18 protein-coding genes are annotated in these 18,002 nt (G+C 36.0%); 5 read left to right on the forward strand and 13 right to left on the reverse strand.

Going from position 1 to position 18,002, the window contains the following annotated elements; genetic code table 11:
* Nucleotides 1-37: 37 nt before the first annotated feature.
* Together HNP36_RS14385 and HNP36_RS14390 are read right to left on the reverse strand one after the other, a co-directional pair.
* Nucleotides 38-1,303: an erythromycin esterase family protein gene (locus HNP36_RS14385; RefSeq protein WP_184164960.1), complete on the reverse strand. Its 1,266-nt coding sequence runs from the start codon at nucleotides 1,301-1,303 to the stop codon at nucleotides 38-40.
* A gap of 120 nt (nucleotides 1,304-1,423) precedes the next feature.
* Nucleotides 1,424-4,564 carry a UvrD-helicase domain-containing protein gene (locus HNP36_RS14390; protein WP_184164963.1) on the reverse strand — a complete coding sequence of 1,047 codons (3,141 nt, stop codon included), beginning with the start codon at nucleotides 4,562-4,564 and terminating at the stop codon, nucleotides 1,424-1,426.
* Nucleotides 4,565-4,747: 183 nt separating this feature from the next.
* Here HNP36_RS14390 and HNP36_RS14395 point away from each other — a divergent pair, with 183 nt between their 5' ends.
* Both HNP36_RS14395 and HNP36_RS14400 read left to right on the forward strand, forming a co-directional pair.
* Nucleotides 4,748-5,494, forward strand: coding sequence for a carboxypeptidase-like regulatory domain-containing protein (locus tag HNP36_RS14395; protein WP_184164966.1), 747 nt, complete (start codon nucleotides 4,748-4,750; stop codon nucleotides 5,492-5,494).
* Nucleotides 5,495-5,660: 166 nt separating this feature from the next.
* Nucleotides 5,661-6,395: an SIMPL domain-containing protein gene (locus tag HNP36_RS14400; RefSeq protein WP_184165232.1), complete on the forward strand. Its 735-nt coding sequence runs from the start codon at nucleotides 5,661-5,663 to the stop codon at nucleotides 6,393-6,395.
* A gap of 115 nt (nucleotides 6,396-6,510) precedes the next feature.
* Here the strand turns inward: HNP36_RS14400 and HNP36_RS14405 are convergent, their stop codons facing one another.
* The 5 genes from HNP36_RS14405 to HNP36_RS14425 all read right to left on the reverse strand — a co-directional run bounded on the left by HNP36_RS14405 (nucleotide 6,511) and on the right by HNP36_RS14425 (nucleotide 9,359).
* Nucleotides 6,511-7,023 carry a GNAT family N-acetyltransferase gene (locus HNP36_RS14405; RefSeq protein ID WP_184164969.1) on the reverse strand — a complete coding sequence of 171 codons (513 nt, stop codon included), beginning with the start codon at nucleotides 7,021-7,023 and terminating at the stop codon, nucleotides 6,511-6,513.
* Nucleotides 7,024-7,025: 2 nt separating this feature from the next.
* A complete protein-coding gene (locus HNP36_RS14410; protein ID WP_184164972.1) occupies nucleotides 7,026-7,247 on the reverse strand; it encodes a PspC family transcriptional regulator in 222 nt (73 codons plus the stop codon).
* Nucleotides 7,240-8,511, reverse strand: coding sequence for a DUF2851 family protein (locus HNP36_RS14415; protein ID WP_184164974.1), 1,272 nt, complete (start codon nucleotides 8,509-8,511; stop codon nucleotides 7,240-7,242). The genes HNP36_RS14410 and HNP36_RS14415 overlap by 8 nt, the downstream gene beginning before the upstream one ends.
* A 129-nt stretch (nucleotides 8,512-8,640) precedes the next feature.
* The gene (locus HNP36_RS14420; protein ID WP_184164976.1) at nucleotides 8,641-8,967 is read right to left on the reverse strand and encodes a helix-turn-helix domain-containing protein; all 327 of its coding nucleotides are present in this window, start codon (nucleotides 8,965-8,967) and stop codon (nucleotides 8,641-8,643) included.
* On the reverse strand, nucleotides 8,943-9,359 hold the full coding sequence (locus tag HNP36_RS14425; RefSeq protein ID WP_184164979.1) for a transposase: 417 nt from the start codon (nucleotides 9,357-9,359) through the stop codon (nucleotides 8,943-8,945). The genes HNP36_RS14420 and HNP36_RS14425 overlap by 25 nt, the downstream gene beginning before the upstream one ends.
* Nucleotides 9,360-10,168: 809 nt before the next feature.
* On the opposite strand from HNP36_RS14425, the gene HNP36_RS19335 reads away from it, so the two are divergent.
* Nucleotides 10,169-11,842 carry a tetratricopeptide repeat protein gene (locus HNP36_RS19335; RefSeq protein WP_317168975.1) on the forward strand — a complete coding sequence of 558 codons (1,674 nt, stop codon included), beginning with the start codon at nucleotides 10,169-10,171 and terminating at the stop codon, nucleotides 11,840-11,842.
* A gap of 89 nt (nucleotides 11,843-11,931) precedes the next feature.
* On the opposite strand, the gene bshA is transcribed toward HNP36_RS19335, so the two are convergent.
* A complete protein-coding gene (gene bshA, locus HNP36_RS14435) occupies nucleotides 11,932-13,080 on the reverse strand; it encodes an N-acetyl-alpha-D-glucosaminyl L-malate synthase BshA (RefSeq protein WP_184164982.1) in 1,149 nt (382 codons plus the stop codon).
* A gap of 4 nt (nucleotides 13,081-13,084) precedes the next feature.
* On the reverse strand, nucleotides 13,085-14,812 hold the full coding sequence (locus HNP36_RS14440; protein WP_184164985.1) for a glycoside hydrolase family 3 protein: 1,728 nt from the start codon (nucleotides 14,810-14,812) through the stop codon (nucleotides 13,085-13,087).
* A 115-nt stretch (nucleotides 14,813-14,927) separates the two neighbouring features.
* Here HNP36_RS14440 and HNP36_RS14445 point away from each other — a divergent pair, with 115 nt between their 5' ends.
* Nucleotides 14,928-15,470: a hypothetical protein gene (locus HNP36_RS14445; RefSeq protein ID WP_184164988.1), complete on the forward strand. Its 543-nt coding sequence runs from the start codon at nucleotides 14,928-14,930 to the stop codon at nucleotides 15,468-15,470.
* A 134-nt stretch (nucleotides 15,471-15,604) separates the two neighbouring features.
* Nucleotides 15,605-16,000, forward strand: coding sequence for a hypothetical protein (locus HNP36_RS14450; RefSeq protein ID WP_184164991.1), 396 nt, complete (start codon nucleotides 15,605-15,607; stop codon nucleotides 15,998-16,000).
* 57 nt (nucleotides 16,001-16,057) lie between these two features.
* Here the strand turns inward: HNP36_RS14450 and ribA are convergent, their stop codons facing one another.
* The 4 genes from ribA to HNP36_RS14470 are packed head-to-tail and all read right to left on the reverse strand — an operon-like array spanning nucleotide 16,058 to nucleotide 17,971.
* The gene (ribA, locus tag HNP36_RS14455; RefSeq protein ID WP_184164994.1) at nucleotides 16,058-16,654 is read right to left on the reverse strand and encodes a GTP cyclohydrolase II; all 597 of its coding nucleotides are present in this window, start codon (nucleotides 16,652-16,654) and stop codon (nucleotides 16,058-16,060) included.
* Between the two features lie 16 nt (nucleotides 16,655-16,670).
* The gene (locus HNP36_RS14460) at nucleotides 16,671-17,129 is read right to left on the reverse strand and encodes a hypothetical protein (protein ID WP_184164997.1); all 459 of its coding nucleotides are present in this window, start codon (nucleotides 17,127-17,129) and stop codon (nucleotides 16,671-16,673) included.
* On the reverse strand, nucleotides 17,126-17,740 hold the full coding sequence (locus HNP36_RS14465) for a DUF4254 domain-containing protein (RefSeq protein WP_184164999.1): 615 nt from the start codon (nucleotides 17,738-17,740) through the stop codon (nucleotides 17,126-17,128). Before HNP36_RS14465 ends, HNP36_RS14460 begins: the two co-directional genes overlap by 4 nt.
* A 15-nt stretch (nucleotides 17,741-17,755) precedes the next feature.
* Nucleotides 17,756-17,971 (reverse strand): twin-arginine translocase TatA/TatE family subunit, encoded by a 216-nt coding sequence (locus tag HNP36_RS14470; protein WP_184165002.1) that lies wholly within the window; start codon nucleotides 17,969-17,971, stop codon nucleotides 17,756-17,758.
* Nucleotides 17,972-18,002 lie beyond the last annotated feature (31 nt).

The following is an 18,002-nucleotide window of genomic DNA, read 5'->3' on the forward strand; positions in this document are numbered from 1 at the left end:
AATATGCCCCGCCGTTCGGAGAACGGCGGGGCATATTTTATTTAGCTAAAAGTTTGGAATTTGTAGATTCCTTAATGAAAATGAGGTAATCAAAATCATCCGCAACATGGGTATCTCTAAATTCTTTTTGAGTCACAGTAGACCCCATTTGTCTGAATTTCATTTCATTTCCGGTAATCCAGCGTGCCAGCTCATTGTTTTCCTTTTTCAGGCTTTTCAGATCAAGGATGAATATAGGAATATCAAGTGAGTTTAAAATATTCTCAAGAGTTCCTTCGTAGGCTGTCTGTGCCGGAAAAGTGCCCACATCTCCGGAGCCGGGATTGAAGGCAGTATATGATCCGCTGTAAAATGCAAACCCGAAAGTGAGATAGTCATCTTTAAAGCCACGGTTGAGGTAGCTGCCCATTTTCAGATGATGATTGTTGATATGGCCATTATGAGCTGAAATAATCATTTTAGCATCCGGATTCTGGGAATGTATCCATTTAATGTTTTCTGCCATATACAGATCCCTTTTCATGTAAGATTTGTCTGTAGTCTGCTCAATGATTCGTATGTTTTGCAGGAAACGGTTTCTCTCTCTTTCATCCGTTATTTTATTTGATAGCTCTCTGAAATCTGTAAAATGGTTCTGCAAGGCTTGCTTTTGTGTTTCTGAAATAGCTGTTCTTCCGGATTTTTTGCTTTGGGTCTGTTTTGTGATGGTTTCAAGGAGTGTTGAAAAATTATCCACATTTTCTTGTGGATAACCTGTGGAAATACAGATGCTCTTCATTTGTTCTAATGCACCTTCATAATACTGCATGTCAAAACCGGTGAACTGTACTTTCTTAGAAGTGTTTTCATTATATTTTTTCATCCATTCCACCATGCTTAGCATTTCTTCGGTCTGCCAGATCCAGAAACGCATATCTTTCAGAAATATCTTCGGATCACCTTTCCCATGAAGTGTGTATTCATTCATCAGATAGGATTCAGGCATTACAGCTTCCAGTGAAAAAATGCTGAAATCTTTATGAGGAACCATATATCGGATGAATCGGTCCTTCATTTTATAAATTTCGCTGGAGCCGTGAGAAACTTCCCCTAATGCAACAATTTTGGAATTCCCGATAAATGTATCAAGTACTTTGAGATCAGCCTGATCCGGATAATTTGGTTCGAAAGATTTCAGGGGATAAATGAATTTCTTAAGATAAATTTTTTCATCCGCAGTTAAACTTTTTTTCTGTGCATGCATACTGCAGAACAGCAGAATCATCAAAAGCGGGAGTATGGCTTTGAATTTAATTTTTTTCATGGTTTATTTTTATCCGGCAAAACAAGGTTAAAAATATTTCCTTAAAAAAAATATCAACATAAAATTTTATTAAATTTTGTTTTAAAAAAGTTAAAACGTACAAATCAGAATTTTCGGTAATTACAGGTAGATAAGTTGTGTTTTTAAAACTTTTCTTCCCAGGCTTTCCAGAATATTTTTATACCTTTCGATCTGATATTCATTTTTCTCACTTTGCTCTCCTGTTTTGAAATCAACAATAATATAGCCCTCTTCTCCTTTTAAAATACGGTCTGGTCTGAAAATATGGCTTTGACCTCTCTCAGAAATCATAATATCCTTCTCATTAATCACTTCCCACTTTTCATCAAAAAACTCAGAATATTTTCTGATGATCTGTACTAAAGTTTCCTGAATCTCATTTTTTTCTTCCAGCGTGATCTGCCCGTCCAGTACGTAGCTTTCCAGAACTTTGGCTATATCTTTTTCCGTATTGATCCTGGACAGCAATTCATGCACGAAAAGCCCGATCCTTACTTTTTCATTTCGTACCTGATAGTTCCTTGAAGGTGTGGCAATCTTTATAGAAGACCTGTTTTCATTAATATTTTTAAGGTTCTGAATATTCTTGGTCTTAAATAACGATATTTTATCCCTTGAATGTTTTTTCAGCATTTCCGGATGTACTTCATAGAGGTCAAATTCATCAGCCCCTTCCGGATTCTTTTCATTAAAAAATTCCAGCAGTTCAAGGTTATTGGATGTCTTATTCGCCTTCTGAATATAGAAAAACAGCTGTTCTACAGGACGTGTGGTGGCTACATACTGAAGACACAATCTGTCAATAAGGTTTTTATAAGAATTTTTCCTGTTAAAAGCTTCTATTTCCTCATCATACACTTCAAGATATTTGCTGAACTGGTTGATGTTCACAGATTTCAGGGCATCATCATTATTCGTATCAAACCAATTCGTGAATTCACTGTCCCGGTTTTTGTTCATCATCGGGATAAATACAATCGGGAATTCCAGTCCTTTAGATTTATGAATCGTCATGATCTGTACGGCATCAATATTTTCTGAAGCCTGGATCGTATAGGAAGAAGCTTCTTCATCCCAGTATTTTAGAAACTCTTTTGTACTGGCCCCTGCATTCTGTGTAAAATTGAAAAGCATTTCAAGGAAATTCAGCAGGAAATCCGTTTCCTTATTTTCCACAGCGAATTCATTGATGTAGTATTCCACAAAATTATACAGGTTGAATCTTGGAAAATTATCCTGTTTCAGCTTCAGGGAATAGGTATTCTGAATAAACTGAATAATTTCCTCATGCGTTTCTATATCCAGAATTTCTTTCATTTCCAGTGTGAAATCCTTCATGTGAATTCTCCCAAGCGTATTCAGATAATACATCATCATAATCAGATTGGGCCTGTTCTTCGGATTGATTTCCCAACGCAGGAATTCAACAACGGCTTTCAGAGTATTGGAAAGTTCCAGGGTCAGACCTTTATCGGAAATCGTTTTGATATTTACTTCTTCACCCCGGTAGTTCACTTTAAGATTTCCCAGTTTCTGAGAATAGCTGAAAATATCAAAATTACCACGGCATAAAATGGTAATATCAGAAAATTTAAACCCATTATTCAGGCTTTCCTGAATATCTTTCTGCATCCTTTCCGAAGTATCATTATAAAAATCCTCGTTCGTAAGATTTTCAATTAAATTTACTTTTATACGTCCTTCGATCTGTGATTTTGAATTCTGTTCAGCATCTTCCCCGAAAATATTCCTGTGTTCCTCTTCCAAACCTGCCGAATGATAACGGTACAGCTCGTTGTTGAACTGTACAATATTTTTGGCACTTCTCCAGTTATCTTTTAACACCAGAAGATCAGCTTCCTTAGGAGAAAATTCTTTCTTGTTGATAATATCCAGCATCAGCTTGCTTTCCCCTCCCCGGAACCGGTAGATACTTTGTTTAGGATCGCCTACCAGTGTAAAGGAAGTATTTTCTGTAGAGACACTGTGATCACGTAGCGGAACGAAATTCTGCCATTGCAGTTCCGAAGTATCCTGAAATTCATCAAAAAAATAATGCTGAAACTGTGAGCCTACTTTTTCATAAATAAAAGCGGATGGTTCATTCTTAAGATTTTCATTGATCAGAATATTGAATTTTGAAAGCAGAACAAGATCATTTTCCTCTTCAATTTTTTTTAATTCATCCTGAATGTCTTTATTTACCTTAAGAGGAAGAAGTGCGGACAGGATTTTTTCCTTTTTTTGGGTTTCAATATATAAAAGGATGAGTTTCATTCTGTGTTCAAGAAGCTGATCCAGGATCTCAAAGATCTCAGGTTCCTTACTTTTTGATTTTGCGGAAGCTCCTTTCCTGTAATTATTAACAACAGATTCTTCAAGTGTGGTAGGAAACGGAAAACCAGGTCTTTTCTGACTGTAAAAATCCTGAACCTTGGTGAAAAATCCGCCAATTCCGTTTTTGCCCTGTGCAAAATCTTCGATCTCAATGTTTCTGGATCTGAATAGTTCAATAGAGTTTGCAGCAAGTTCTTCAGACTGTTTTTTGTTCTGAACAATTTCCTTTCTGAGCGTATTTTTTATATTCTCATAATTCGTATCATCAAAGCTTTGGTTACTTTTCAGGTGCTCATAGTGGATGTCTTTTACAAATTCTTTTGCAGAATCATAAAGGCTTTTATTAAGATTGATCCTTTCATTGTTTTCCAAGCTGTAATCCACATAATCCATGAAAGAATTGGAGATATTTTCATTCTCGCCGATCTGGTCAAGCATTTTATCCACAGCTTCTATCAGAAAAGGTTCCGCTTCAATTTCAAGATTAAAATTCTTAGCCAGGCCCAATTCATAGGAAAAACTTCTTACCAGCCTTGAATTAAAGCGGTCAATCGTCCCGATATTCAATGTTGAATAATTATGAAGTATATAATCCAGCAGCTTTTTTGAACGGTTATGAAGCTCATCAATCGTAATTTTAAGTCCTTCATTCTCCAATGCTTTCTGAATATTTTTCAGGTCATTGTTTTCTGCAAAATTGCCCGCCGAAAAGTTTCCGAGCCACGACAGAATTCTTTCCTTCATCTCATTGGCCGCCTTATTGGTAAAAGTAAGAGCGAGAATATTCCGGATAGATTGCTGCTGGTTGGGATAGCGGAGACAGATCATCAGAAGCCTCTGGACAAGGGCATATGTTTTCCCTGAACCGGCTGAAGCATTGATTACTGTGTAAGAATTTTGCATTGCTGAACTTAGAATTGAGACTGCAAGTTAGCTAATTTTTAAGTGAAATTTTAACAAATCGGAGTGGTGATTTAACAGTTTAGGCTGCAAAAATCAAAAAGAAATCCTAAAACGCGTTAACTGTGGTTAAACTTGTTATTTAGTTTAAAAATAATTCTAGCTTTGCTCTATAAAAAACTGTCCGTGAAATTTAAACTACTCTTTCTTTTAACCACCTTTTTTTTCATTCATGCCAATGCCCAAAATTATATTTTCGGAAAAATAATTTCCGAAGATAATGCTGAAATTGCAGATGTTACCGTAGTTAATATCAGAACGGACGAAAGAGCAGTGACCAATAGAGACGGACATTTCATGGTTTCCGGAAGGGCAGGAGATGAATTACGTTTTGTAAAAGCAGGTTATGAACGCATCGTTAAAAAAGTTTCCAAAGAAAATATAGAATCTCCTATGAATGTTACCTTAGCGAGGGCTACAATATTAATTCCCGAAGTGGAGGTGAAGCAGGGTATTACAGGAGATCTTAAGATTGATGCAAAAAATCTCAACAGGCCTAAAAAGGTAGAGAAACTGGTAAAAGATATTGACCGGTATATTGCACAGAAATCAGATCCGAGAATACTGGCAGCAAAACCCGGAGAATTTGTACAGCCGAAAGGACAGGGCTTTTCTATAGGGAAGGTGAAGAATAAGTGGGACGATATTGATCTGGCCGGTTACCTGAAAACGGCTCTTGGTGAGGAATACTTCACAGATTTAAAAATAGATAAACCCCAGATAGATCATTTTATCAGCTACGTTATGGCAGGCGGATTCGAAAGAAAAAACATTCTGAAATACGGTTTCTGCAGTGATGCCGACCTCTATAGATTTCAACGGTTTGTATTGACAAGGATTTCTTCCTACCGGGCTCCACAGACTCAAAAATAAATGCAAAAGAGAACTTATATTAAACAAAGTTTTTATTTAATTCCGTTTTTGGTTTCCGCAGAAGTTTTTCTCAACAGCAATTAACCGGAATAATGTTAAGAAATTCTTAAAATTCGGAATGAAAATTGATGTAGATTACACAAAATCAATCAATCACAATTTTTCTATGAATAAAAATATTATTGCAGTAGCAGTCGGGGCACTTGGATTTGTTCTCGGACTCGGATTTTTAGGAAATGCTATTAAAAACAGGAACAAATCTGAAAATACCATTTCCGTAACGGGATTAGGCACCAAACAGTTTACTTCCGATCTGATCACATGGTCCGGAAGTTTCTCCAAAAACAATTCGGATCTAAAGGCGGCTTATGATGAGCTGGCTATAGACAGAAAGGTCATTAATGATTATCTTCTTTCGAAAGGAATTAAACAGAATGAGATTGTATTTTCATCCGTTGATATTCAAAAACAGTTCAGGAGCTATAACGATTCTAACGGGAACTATGTGCAGGGTGAATTTTCAGGCTACAACCTTACCCAAAAAGTGTCTATTGAAAGTAAAGAGGTAGTGAAAATTGAGAATCTTTCCAGAAATATTACAGAGATCATCAACAGGGGCATTGAGTTTACTTCCTCAGCACCATCTTATTTTTACACTAAACTGGCAACGGTAAAACAGGAAATGATTGCCAGTGCAACCAAAGATGCCAAAGAAAGGGCAGAAAAAATTGCGGAAAATTCAGGAAGCAGCCTGGGAAATCTTAAAAAAGCAACGATGGGAGTGATCCAGATCACAGAACCTAATTCTAATGAAGACTATTCCTACGGCGGAACATTCAATACTTCCTCCAAAGAAAAAGAAGCCAATATTACCATTAAACTGGAATACGAAGTCAATTAATAAAGGAGATCAATAGCTGTTTAAGAATTCCCCTCCTGTAGAAGGGTGCAAATCAAAGATTTGACGGGGTGGTTCAAAAAATAACCCGCAAGAGATCTTCCTGCGGGTTTTATATTTAATGATACACAACATCATAAATTTCGTCTTTGACTCTTTTTAAATCTTCGGGAATATAATTAGCCAGCAGCCACAGATCCAAAGGCTTTTTTCCTTCGCCATAGCTTGGCTGAACATACATTTCATCAATCAGGGTGAAACCGTTTTTCTGATAGAAAGAATAACGTCTTTTTGCATCATCACCCAAATGCTCAGGTTCTATCTCAAGGATGATACGGGGATAGTTTTTAAACAGGTATCCCGTAATATGAGATCCCAGTTTCTGACTTCTGAATGCCTCAAAAACTTCAAAATGTTCCATAAAAATATAAGAACTCAGCTCCCAGATAATAAGATAGCCAATAGCCTGGGATTCGTGAAGCACTGAAATTATTTTCACATGAGGATTTGAAAATAAAGCGGTAAACTGGTTCCAGTCTCTTTGTTCATCCGCGGGAAATGTACTGGAGTAAGAGGTATAGATGTCCCGGACTCTATAGTCTTCGGCAGAGGTAATCGGTAAAAATTCCATAATTATAAATCAAAAACGCTGGGTCTTCTTGTAATAAAAATATCTTTGATCCAAAGCGTGAATGCCAGTCCCAGATAAATCAAAAAGAAAAATCCGGCAGTTGCAAAAGTAGAATAGATGAAGAAGATCCTTAATTTAGATACAGGAATTCCCAGTTTAGCTCCCATTCTCGTAAGAACGCCAAACCATTCTCTTTCCATTTTGTGGCGGATATTATCAAGCATTTGAAGATTCTTTTAAAAGTTTAAATCCAATACTGCAATTTAAGCAATTTTTTTCTTCACACGAGGTTTTATGATGATAAATAAGGCTCTGACTTTCCAGTGCATCTTTAACCTTCAGCCCCAGCTTTTTCCATCCCGATATTACTGAGTTTTTTTCTGCCGTTTTGTTCCTGTATAATTCCAGTATTTTATCTGTAATTTCTTCATTATGATATTTGTGGTAAGTATACTTTAGCGGAAGTACGGTATTGAGGATCACCAGTTCAATAAAATCTTTGCTTACTATTTTAGGCTGGAATCTTGAAAATGTTCCGAATGTAAAATGAAGATCCCAGTATTCCGAAGCTTTTACCGGTGCAAAAATTTCATACAGTTCATCCATATGATCCGCTTTGATGATCTTTGAAAACAGATTCTGATGCCTATAGTACAGATCTGCCAGCTGAGAAAGGCGTATCGTAGGAAAATTCTGGGGCCGCAGTCTTAAAAACTTGGGATGCAACGTCAGATCCGGAATGCTGAATTTCTTTCTGATGAATTCAAATTCCCTTTTCCACATCCTCATTTTTCCGTCTTTCGGATCGTCAAGCCACCCTGAAATCCCAAACAGAAGAGCTTCCAGCTGAGATTCATTCTGCCGGATTTTATTAATAATGCTGAAATCTACAGACTCTGCAATCTGTGTGAAAATATGGGCATTAACTTTTAATCCGAAAGAATAAGCCAGGCTGTGAAAGAGAACTGCTTCAAAATTATTCTTGTATTTTTCCAGGCTTTTTTCCAGTTCCTGAGATTTTTTATCAAGCTTTTTAAGAATATTAGCCTCGTGAAAATTCGGTGGTATTTTAGAACAATCAAAAATGTTTTCGCAGGGAATAAACCGGGTTCCGTTAACAAGCTTTTCATATTTCCAGAGAATGTTTTGGTCAATATGATCTTTCAGCTGTAGGGTAGGAACATTTTTAATGATGAGATCTTCAATTTCAGTATCATTCTGATAAACAACATGAAGGATAATATTTTGGTAATTTGGATCCTTGGAGTGGTTATGGAAAATCCAGTCGGAAGAGCGAATATGCAGTTCAATATTTCCGGCAATAACAAGACCTTTTGTTTTGATTTTCGCATCGAGAAAATCCGGCCCTGCATTGGTATTCCATTTTCCAAAGGTAATGATCTCAACAGGATTCCCTTCAATATCCTTGAAGTCGAAATGTTTGAAAACCTTATAGTTCCAAATATATTGAAGCAGTTTTTCCGTCATGGTGTGACGATAAATATAAAGGAAATATCAGATTTTTACTGACTGCTTTTTAAAATTTTCTGTACCCGTTCTATATATTTTTTGTTTTGTAGGAAAATGTTCCTTTAATACTCTTTATTGAGAATATTATCAAGTATTTTTCTTCCATTTCGCAACCGTATTCCTGCTTATCCTGAAGTGCCTTGCTAACTGACTGTTGCTTAAACTGTTTTTACTTTGATAATTTAATATTTCATGAATTGCCTCAGTATCATAAGATTTATGAGCCTGATTTTTAACTGCTGATTCCTTTCCAAATATAATTTCATTAAGATGAACAACATCTAAAGACGTAAGCTGCTCTTTTTGCAGGATAACTGTACAGCGTTCCGCCTTTTCGGGGTATTTCTTTTTTAAAATATCGATATAAATTTTTTTATAGTCCGGAGTACCTATTTTGTGTATTTGTTTCTCCATTTATGCAGCGTGTTTTTTGGAATTCTGTAATCTTCAATAATCTGTGCAGTTGTTTTTTCGCCGGATTCCAGCTGTTCCAGCACAAATTCTATTATTTCTTTCGTATAAATATTCTTGAAGCCTTTTTTCTTCACTTTATTTTCTTCAGCGTAACCACTGTTGATGGGAGGTGAATAAAGGATCAGATGCTGACTGTAGATTCTGAAAAGATCATAATCTAAAAACTTACTCCACTGCAAAAGTTTTTCAGAATCCATGCTGTGAGCATTGTAAATGTTAATTAGTTCATTTTCAGGTATTTTGAAATGGGTGGAAATGTCATTCGGATTTATTTTATTTTCATCAATCAAGAGCTTGATTACTGAGCCTATTCTGAGATTTTTGTAATTCATGGTGGTTTAAAATGAAAGGTGGTGTGTAAAACGCATCACCTTTCAAAATTTATAGTGGTTAGTAGTGGTGCTTCCTTGTCTTTAACCTTAGACTATTTTAATTGTGTTTTTTTAGGCACCGGATTGAAGATTGTATATTGTTTTCTGCTGAAAAAATTAGATCAGGCTTTATCTCATGAAAGCATCTGAAAAAATAATATCAGGAATTTGTTGTAGAAAATTATTTAAAACAAAAAATTAGCACAAAGAACAAAAGCAGGAGAAGCAGATAAATTATGATCTTAAAACGCTCCAGAAGCTTCAGTAATTTATAGCTCCGGATATTTTTCTTCAATTCATTATCTGTGTAGTTCATAAGGTTTTATCTTTGATTGGGAAGATTCTTCTGTCTATGTTTTTATAGTCTTTTTTAAGTTTGGGCTCTGATTATTTTAAATTTTATCTTTCACGAAAATTATTTTTTTTATGTATTCCCATGCGGAGTACATTTTTTTTATTTTTTTCATAGTTGTAGGTTTTTATTTGTTAAATGAATATATGAGATGAAAATATTATCCTCATGGTACAAATATGTTATACTAAATTTTATAAAATAAGAATTATAGGAAACAATTTATTTACAAGCCGGAAACAGGGTATGTACAAATTATGTACATCGGGTATTAATTATTTGGTTGTTAGTGTATTATGCAGAAAATGCAGTTCTGTTATAAAACATGATTTTTATTCATTTATAAAAAGCGCAGGTATATATTTGTACACTACTTATAAAAAAACACATTGTAACTGTTAACTTAATTGTATTGGGGGTGATTAAAAAAAATATTTTAATTTTTGTTTTTACTTGTATCAGTCATCTATGCTTTTCACAAAGTGATTTAGATAAAAACCAACAGCTGATATATACCTATTTATTCAGTAATGAACTGGTAAAAGCAAAAGATCTTATCTATTCAGACTGTCTGGCTTCAAAAGATGATTCCAGGAAAGTAATAGGATACGTTTACCTTTCCTATTATTATTCGAAGATTAAAGATAAGCGTAAAAGAGCTGAGGCACTAAACGAGGCCAAGATTCTTGCCGGGAAAACAGGAAATCCTTTAGACGGTGCTTATGTCAATTTTGGCTATGCCGGATATTTTATGGACTTAAATGATGATGAACTGTTTTTAAATTTCTTCAATAAAAGCTTCGATACTTTCAGTAAATCACCGGATGGGTATTTTATGCTCACTTTGCTGTATTTCCTGAAACAGATGTATAACGGCAGTTTTTCAGATTATAGTAAAACACGCGATTATGCACTGAAGACAAAGAATCCGGTTTTGATAAGCTGGGCACTGAGCCGGCTTGGAAATTCATATTTAGAAGAATTTCATCATACTGAAAATAAAAAGAATATTGATTCTGCAATACTTAATTATAACAAATCCTATCAATACGCAAAACTCATAAAAGAGCCTGCAGCAAGGGAAAAATCATTCATGGTGTATTATATCAATTATTCATATACCCTGAATATTGCAACTCCGGCCCAGTATGAAAAAGCAATGAAATTAAATAATCTCGGTGAAGCACTTATAGATCATAATCCAAAGCTGTGGAAGTACAGAACCGATGTCTATAATAATAAAGGTTTTACTTATGAAGGAATGAAGGATTATAAAAAAGCAGAAGAATATTACTTAAAAGCCTACAAATATTATGATCCCAACAATTATTATAAAGTAACCGATAAAATTGAAGTTTTTGAAAACCTGTCCAACATCTATCAAAAACTAAATGATTATAAAAAAGCACTGTTTTTTGAAAAAGAAATAAAGAATATCATCAAAGAAGACAGTAAGAGAAAATTGAGCGGTAATGTAGGTATTATGAAGTCTTTCTATAATGTGGAACAAAAAAACCAGCAGATAACAGAACTGAGAAAAAGACAGTTGCTTTACATTGTCATTATTCTTCTTATCATTGTTGCAGGTGTTTCTCTTTATTATACTTTCAATAACAAATATGAACTGAACATAAAAAATATAGCCCTCCTTGAAGCAGAGCAGAAAATTCTGATGATTCAGCAGGAAAGATTAAAAAAACACGCATTGGCTATATCGCTTAGGCTGGACTATAAAAATAATTTTATCAAGGGGCTTAAGTCGAAAATGACTGACAAAACCGAGATCAGCATGGATAAAATCTGGAAAGAAGATCTGCTGAATGAAAATGATTTTAATGAAATTCAGAATATTGTAGAAAAAGTTCATCCCGATTTTTTTAAATCTCTGGCAAGCAAATCCACCGCGAAACTATCCAATCTTGACATGAAATATGCCGCTTATATTTACATGAATATGGATAACCAGCAGATTGCCAATATCCTTAAAGCAGACCCCAATACGGTAAGAGTGGCCAAATACCGGTTAAAACAGAAAATGGGACTGAGCAAGAATGACGATCTGCGCAGCTTTATCCAGAATATGGATTTATAGTTTCTATATTTTACTCTCCAACTAAAAAATAAAACCTTCCCTATGATCAGGAAGGTTTTTTATGCTTATGAATTATTGAAATAATAGTTCTATACTTTCGTCAGCTCTTTCTTGAAATTTTCAATAGTCGTTCTGTACATTTCCTCATAAATGGGAAGGATATTTTTCAAATCAAATTTTATAGCCTGATCTTTGGCATTCTGTTTCATTTTGGTCAAAAGATCCTCATTGCTCAGTAACTTTATAGTATAATTGCTCATGGCTTCCACATTTCCGATTTCAGCTAAGAATCCGGTTTCTCCCTGGATATTCACCTCAGGAATTCCACCTGCGTTGGAGCTGATTACAGGGGTATAAGCCGCCATAGCCTCAAGAGCCGCCAAACCGAAACTTTCCTGTTCAGAAGGCAGTAAAAATACATCAGACAATTGCAGGATCTTATATAAGTCATTCACCTTTCCTAAAAGACGGATTTTTGAAATAAGCTCAGGGTTTTCTTCCAGGAATTGATTAACCTTTTCCATATCCGGCCCTTCGCCGATGATAATCAGCTTTGATTTTACCTTTTTTTCTACATTTTTAAAGATCTGAAGAACTTCATCCACCCGTTTTACAGGACGAAGATTGGATACGTGAATCAGGATTTTTTCATCCGGATTGGCAAACTGTGTTCTCTGGCATTCTGTACAGTCATCAAATTCAGAATTATCAATAAAATTGGTAATAACCTGTATTTCCTTTTTGATATTGAAAAACTGAAGGGTATCTTTTTTCAGGCTTTCGGAAACCGAAGTAATGGCATCTGACTGATTGATAGAGAATTCTACGGCATGTTTATAGCTTGGATGCTGTCCTACAAGAGTAATATCTGTTCCGTGCAGCGTAGTTACCAGTGGAATGTCATTATTATCATCCTTCAGCATCTGTTTAGCCGTAAACGCAGCGTAGGCATATGGAATGGCATAATGAGCATGCAGCAGATCCAGTTTATAAAGATTTACAACGCGGTAGATCATCGAACTTAATGCAATATCATAAGGCTGATACTGGAAAAGCGGATAAGTCTGTACATTCACTCTGTGAAAGAAAATGTTGGGGTTTGTAATGTCTAATCTTGCGGGAAGCGCGGAACTTATAAAGTGAACCTCATAGCCTTTATTGGCCAGGGACATTCCCAGTTCTGTTGCTACGATTCCGCTTCCGCCATATGTTGGATAGCAAAGTATGCCTATTTTCATTAGATTATTGTTGTTTTGATGTTGTAGAAACTGTGGTATTCGAAGCAGAAAGTGGAGTACTGTCGATTCCCATTCCTGCCTTAAGCTGATCATTAACCAGAACAGGCAATCTGCCCCATATTTTTGTTTTTCCGTTCAAGGCATTGGCTGTGGCAGTCATTGAATCATCATTGTTTTCATAAGATACCAGAACTGTAGATATCTTTGAAATATCAATATCCTTCAAAGCGTATGCACTTCCGAAAACATTTAAAATTACTTTCTGGTTTCTGGCAAGATCGGCAAGGACTTTTTTAGATTCTGCTGAAATTTTATAAGATTTGTAAGCCGTTGAATTATCCTTGTGCAATCCTACGATTACCGTAGAACCCACAGGAATTGTATTAATTTCGCTTGCTTTTTTAATTGTTATATTAGAGCCCAGCTGGTTGGCGAAAGTCTGGTAAGGAGCTTCTTCCAGCGGGACATAATATATCTGCTTTCCAGCAATTGGGAGCAACTTTTGATCATCTTTTAACAGCGTCAGCGCATTGGTATAGAGGTTCTGTACCAAAGTTTTGTGAGAATTATTATTCAGATCGCTGGTGATGTTTTCAGGATTTTTCGGAGTGTATTGATCAAGGCCGAGGAAATATTTCGTGAGTAAAATTTTCTTTACGCTTTCTTCAACTCTTGACTGAGGCACTTCGCCTTTATCAATGGCCTTCTGGATTAATTTTTTCCCTTCCGAAACTCCCTGCGAGAAGAGCATAATATCATTTCCTGCTTTAAAAGCAAGGGCATCCAGTTCGCCCGGTTTATATTTGTTGGCTACGGCACCCATATTCAGAGCATCTGTAATGATTAAACCTTTATAACCAAATTTATCTTTTAACAGTCCTGTAACAATATTCTTTGAAACGGAAGCCGGAATTCCTTTTCCCGATTCAAGGCTTGGAACATACAGGTGAGCTACCATCACGCCACCGATTCCCTTATCCATTAAAGCTTTAAAAGGCGCCAGTTCAACAGTATTTAATCTTTCCAGATTATGTGAAACCATAGGAAGATCCAAATGTGAATCCGTACTGGTATCACCATGCCCAGGAAAGTGCTTGATTGCAGCAAGAATAGTATTGTCCTGAAGCCCGTTGGAATAAGATAGAGCAGAGCTGATTACATTATTCACTTCCGAACCGAAACTTCTGTTTCCGATAATAGGATTGCCAGGATTGGTATTTACATCAACAACCGGTGCGAAATCCCAGTTGATCCCCATTCTATGACAGTCTTCCGCTATTTTGGCGGACATCTGGTAAATGAGACTTTTATCCTGTATCGCTCCGAGGGTCATTGCCCATGGAAATTTGTAAGCAGTGGCAATTCTTTGAAACAGTCCCCATTCCGCATCCATCCCGATCATCATCGGAACTTTTGATTTCTGCTGAAATTCATTCACCAGGTTAATTTCCCTGGCAGCATCATCCTGCATCAATATCAACCCTCCGATCTTATCATTAACGACAATGTTTCTTACCTGGTTGATATAATCTTCACCTTTGTTGGTATAAAGCGCTACAATAAACAGCTGCCCAAGCTTTTCATCCTGAGAAAGAGATCTGTAGGTTTTATCTACCCAGCGATTCGCTTTTTTCAGGTCTTCTTTAGAAATATTTTTGGGCTGGTACTGAGCTTTGGCTGTAAAGCTTATGAATGAAAAAACAAAGAGGGAAGTATATAACAATTTCTTCATGATCTATTGAATAAGAACAAAAATACAACTAAAAAAATGAGGAAAACAATGTTTTTGTAATTTTTGGTATATGATTTGAATACGCTTTATAAATAATAACTAAACTTTTCAAAAAATGAAAAAAATACTTCTCTTTTTATTCCTGGGCGCTGTAGGTTTTACAGCTTATAGCTGTGACAATGATGACGATGTTGTTGTACAGGGGCAGGATAATGATACGTTTCCGGTAATGGCAGATGCTACAGGAACTTTTAATGCAGGTAATTCTTATGCGTTGATAAAAGATATTAATATTCAGCAGACGGATGTTGTTTTAGTATACAGAAAAGATGGAAATGCGTGGCAGCAGATTCCTAAGACTATGTATTTAGATCCTGCAACTAATCCTGCAGCCAGAAAATTCGATTATAACTTCGTATTTGATTCTAAGGAAGTTGAGGTTCGAATTGATGATCCTAATTTCAATCTTGCTTCATTATCTACAGCTGAGGTTAATGCTTATTTGGCCAACCAGACTTTCAGAATTGTACTTGTACCTGCTGATCCTGCCAATAAAACCGGTAAAACCGGAGCTGGAGTAGATTACAGCGACTACAATGCAGTAGTAAAATACTATAATCTTGATGAAACGAAAGTTCAGACTTTCAAAGTAAATTAATTAAGAATATCTTTTCAGTTTTTTATAATTAAAAAAAGCTTCGGGAGAAATCCCGGAGCTTTTGAATTTATATCCTGAGGTCCTATTTTGAAGAGAGATAAAAAAGTTTAATTTTATCGTAAAAATACAAACTCATGATAAAGAACCTTTATTTTAAATTTTTGCTGACTGTATTGTTGTCTTTGTTCTCCTGCACCGAGACCGGCGATATTATAGATAACGGGTATCAAAATAATGCGCAGGAAAACTATACATCTCCCTATATGGGAAAATGGGTGGGTACCTACTCAGGAAATGCGATTGATGGGACTCTGATTTTAAATGTAAGTAAAAGCGGCAGCATTGAGGTAAAAAGGGGTGGAAATGGTACTATGGATGAAGTATATTATACCAGTCTTCAGGGATCAGGCGGAGCTTTAAATCCGGCACCTTCTCCAAAAGGGTTTATATTATACGGAAGTTTACATACGAAGTCCGGAACGTGGAATTTTCAACACTGGAGTGGCAGTTGGTCTGTTGCTAAACAATAACCGGATATCGTACAATATAAAAGCTCCGGAGAATTTCCGGAGCTTTCATTTTTTTATCTAATTGTCATTATCATCGAGTAAATGCCCAAAGAAGTCTTTTTTAGTCTGCAGATAGCCTTTACTTATCTCATTTGCCGGGATCTGTAAAGGAACCCTTGAATTAAGGTGGATATTGCTGTTTTCGACGTATTTTACCTTTTCAGGATTGTTAGTCAAAAGATTGATGTCTTTTACCTCTAAAAGGTTAAGGATCTCAATGGCTACTCCAAAGTTTCTGTCATCAGCAGGAAGGCCCAGTTCCAGGTTAGCCTGTACGGTATCAAGACCCTTTTCCTGTAGAGAATATGCTTTAAGTTTGTTGATGATTCCTATATTTCTCCCCTCCTGGCGAAGGTATACAATAATTCCGCCGTTCTCGTGGGTATATTTCATTGCGGCATCCAGTTGCTGCCCGCATTCACATTTTTTTGAATGGAAAACTTCTCCGGTAATGCATTCGGAATGGAAACGTACGTTCACCGGTTTTGAAAAATCTGTATTTTCTGCTACGATGGCCATGTGCGGCATCCAGTCGTTTTCGTTTTCGGAGAAAGCGATCATTCGGAAAGAGCCGTGCTCTGTAGGAACATTGGCTTCTGCCTGAATTTTAATCATTAATAGTGGTTCGTTTTTAATTTCCTTTTAAAGAATCTTCGATTACAGAAATATTGGTTTTTAAGCGAACCAGATATCTGTTAAGAACTTCATCATCATCTTTATCAAGCTGCTGTCTGAGTTTTTGAATTTTCTTATACGATTTTTCGAAATTTTTAATGGATCTGTTTTTTCCTGCAGGATTATTGGCATCAATAGCATATAGGTAATTCTGAAGGCTGTATTTCAGGCTTGTTATCTCATCATTCAAACCGTTATTTTTAAACTTTGGAAAAGTGGAAATAAGATTTGAAATTTCAGAAGCGTTTACATTTTCTTTGATATTGATGTCGAAGCCTTTTTTTGCTCCTCTGTCGGAATCAGAACCTTTGGTTTCGCTATAAAAATTATTCGACAACGGGGAAAGATTAAGCTTCTCCGTTGCGCAGGAAGTTATGATTAACAGTAGTACTCCAAAAAAAAATAGTTTTCTCATTTTTGCTGCCCCTTTTGATAAAGGATCGGGTTAAGACTATCATCGTTATACATTTTCATTTGTTTGTATACTTTCATCTTAACATTACCGCATTCAATATCAGTAAGCAACTGATCTATAGAAGTTGATAGGTCTTCTTTCTGAGTAAGCAGTACATCCAGTTTAGCCTGGCAGTTGGCACGGTGCTCTTCAGAAGCGGATTCTCTATTGGCTTCTAATGACATATGATAAACCTTTAATGCAAGAATTGATAATCTGTCTACAGCCCAAGCGGGAGTTTCAGTATTGATTTTTGCATCAGGTTCTGGAGTTATATTTTCAAACTTTGTAAGGAACCAGCTGTCGATAAATTCAACCAGATCTGTTCTTTTCTGGTTGGATGCATCTATTGTTCTCTTCAGTTGAAGAGCTTCAGCAGGATCAATATTTTCATCTCTAATAATATCTTCCAAATGCCATTGAACGGTATCAATCCAGTTCTTTGCATACAAAATCCGTTCCAAACTGTCTTTTTCGAACGGGTTATTAATTAGAGTGTTAACGTCATCGGACACGTGATAGTCTTCAATAGATTGATTGAAGACTTTCCATGCAGTCTCGGTAAAATTCATTAATTCTGAGGAATTTTAGTTGCTTGTAGTATTGTTATTGTTGGTAGAAGAGGCTTTGTTTTCAGAACCTGGTTTGTCTTCTTCCTTCACGGCATCTTTAAATTCCTTGATTCCTGAACCAACTCCTCTCATTAATTCCGGAATTTTCTTTCCTCCAAACAGCAATACAAGAAGTATAGCCACGATAAGGATGTGCTGCCAAGATAAGGCTAGTATTGTTAGTGTGTTCATCTCTTAAGATTTTTACAAAGTTACGCTTTTT

The organism is Chryseobacterium shigense (assembly GCF_014207845.1).
Lineage (GTDB): Bacteria > Bacteroidota > Bacteroidia > Flavobacteriales > Weeksellaceae > Chryseobacterium > Chryseobacterium shigense_A.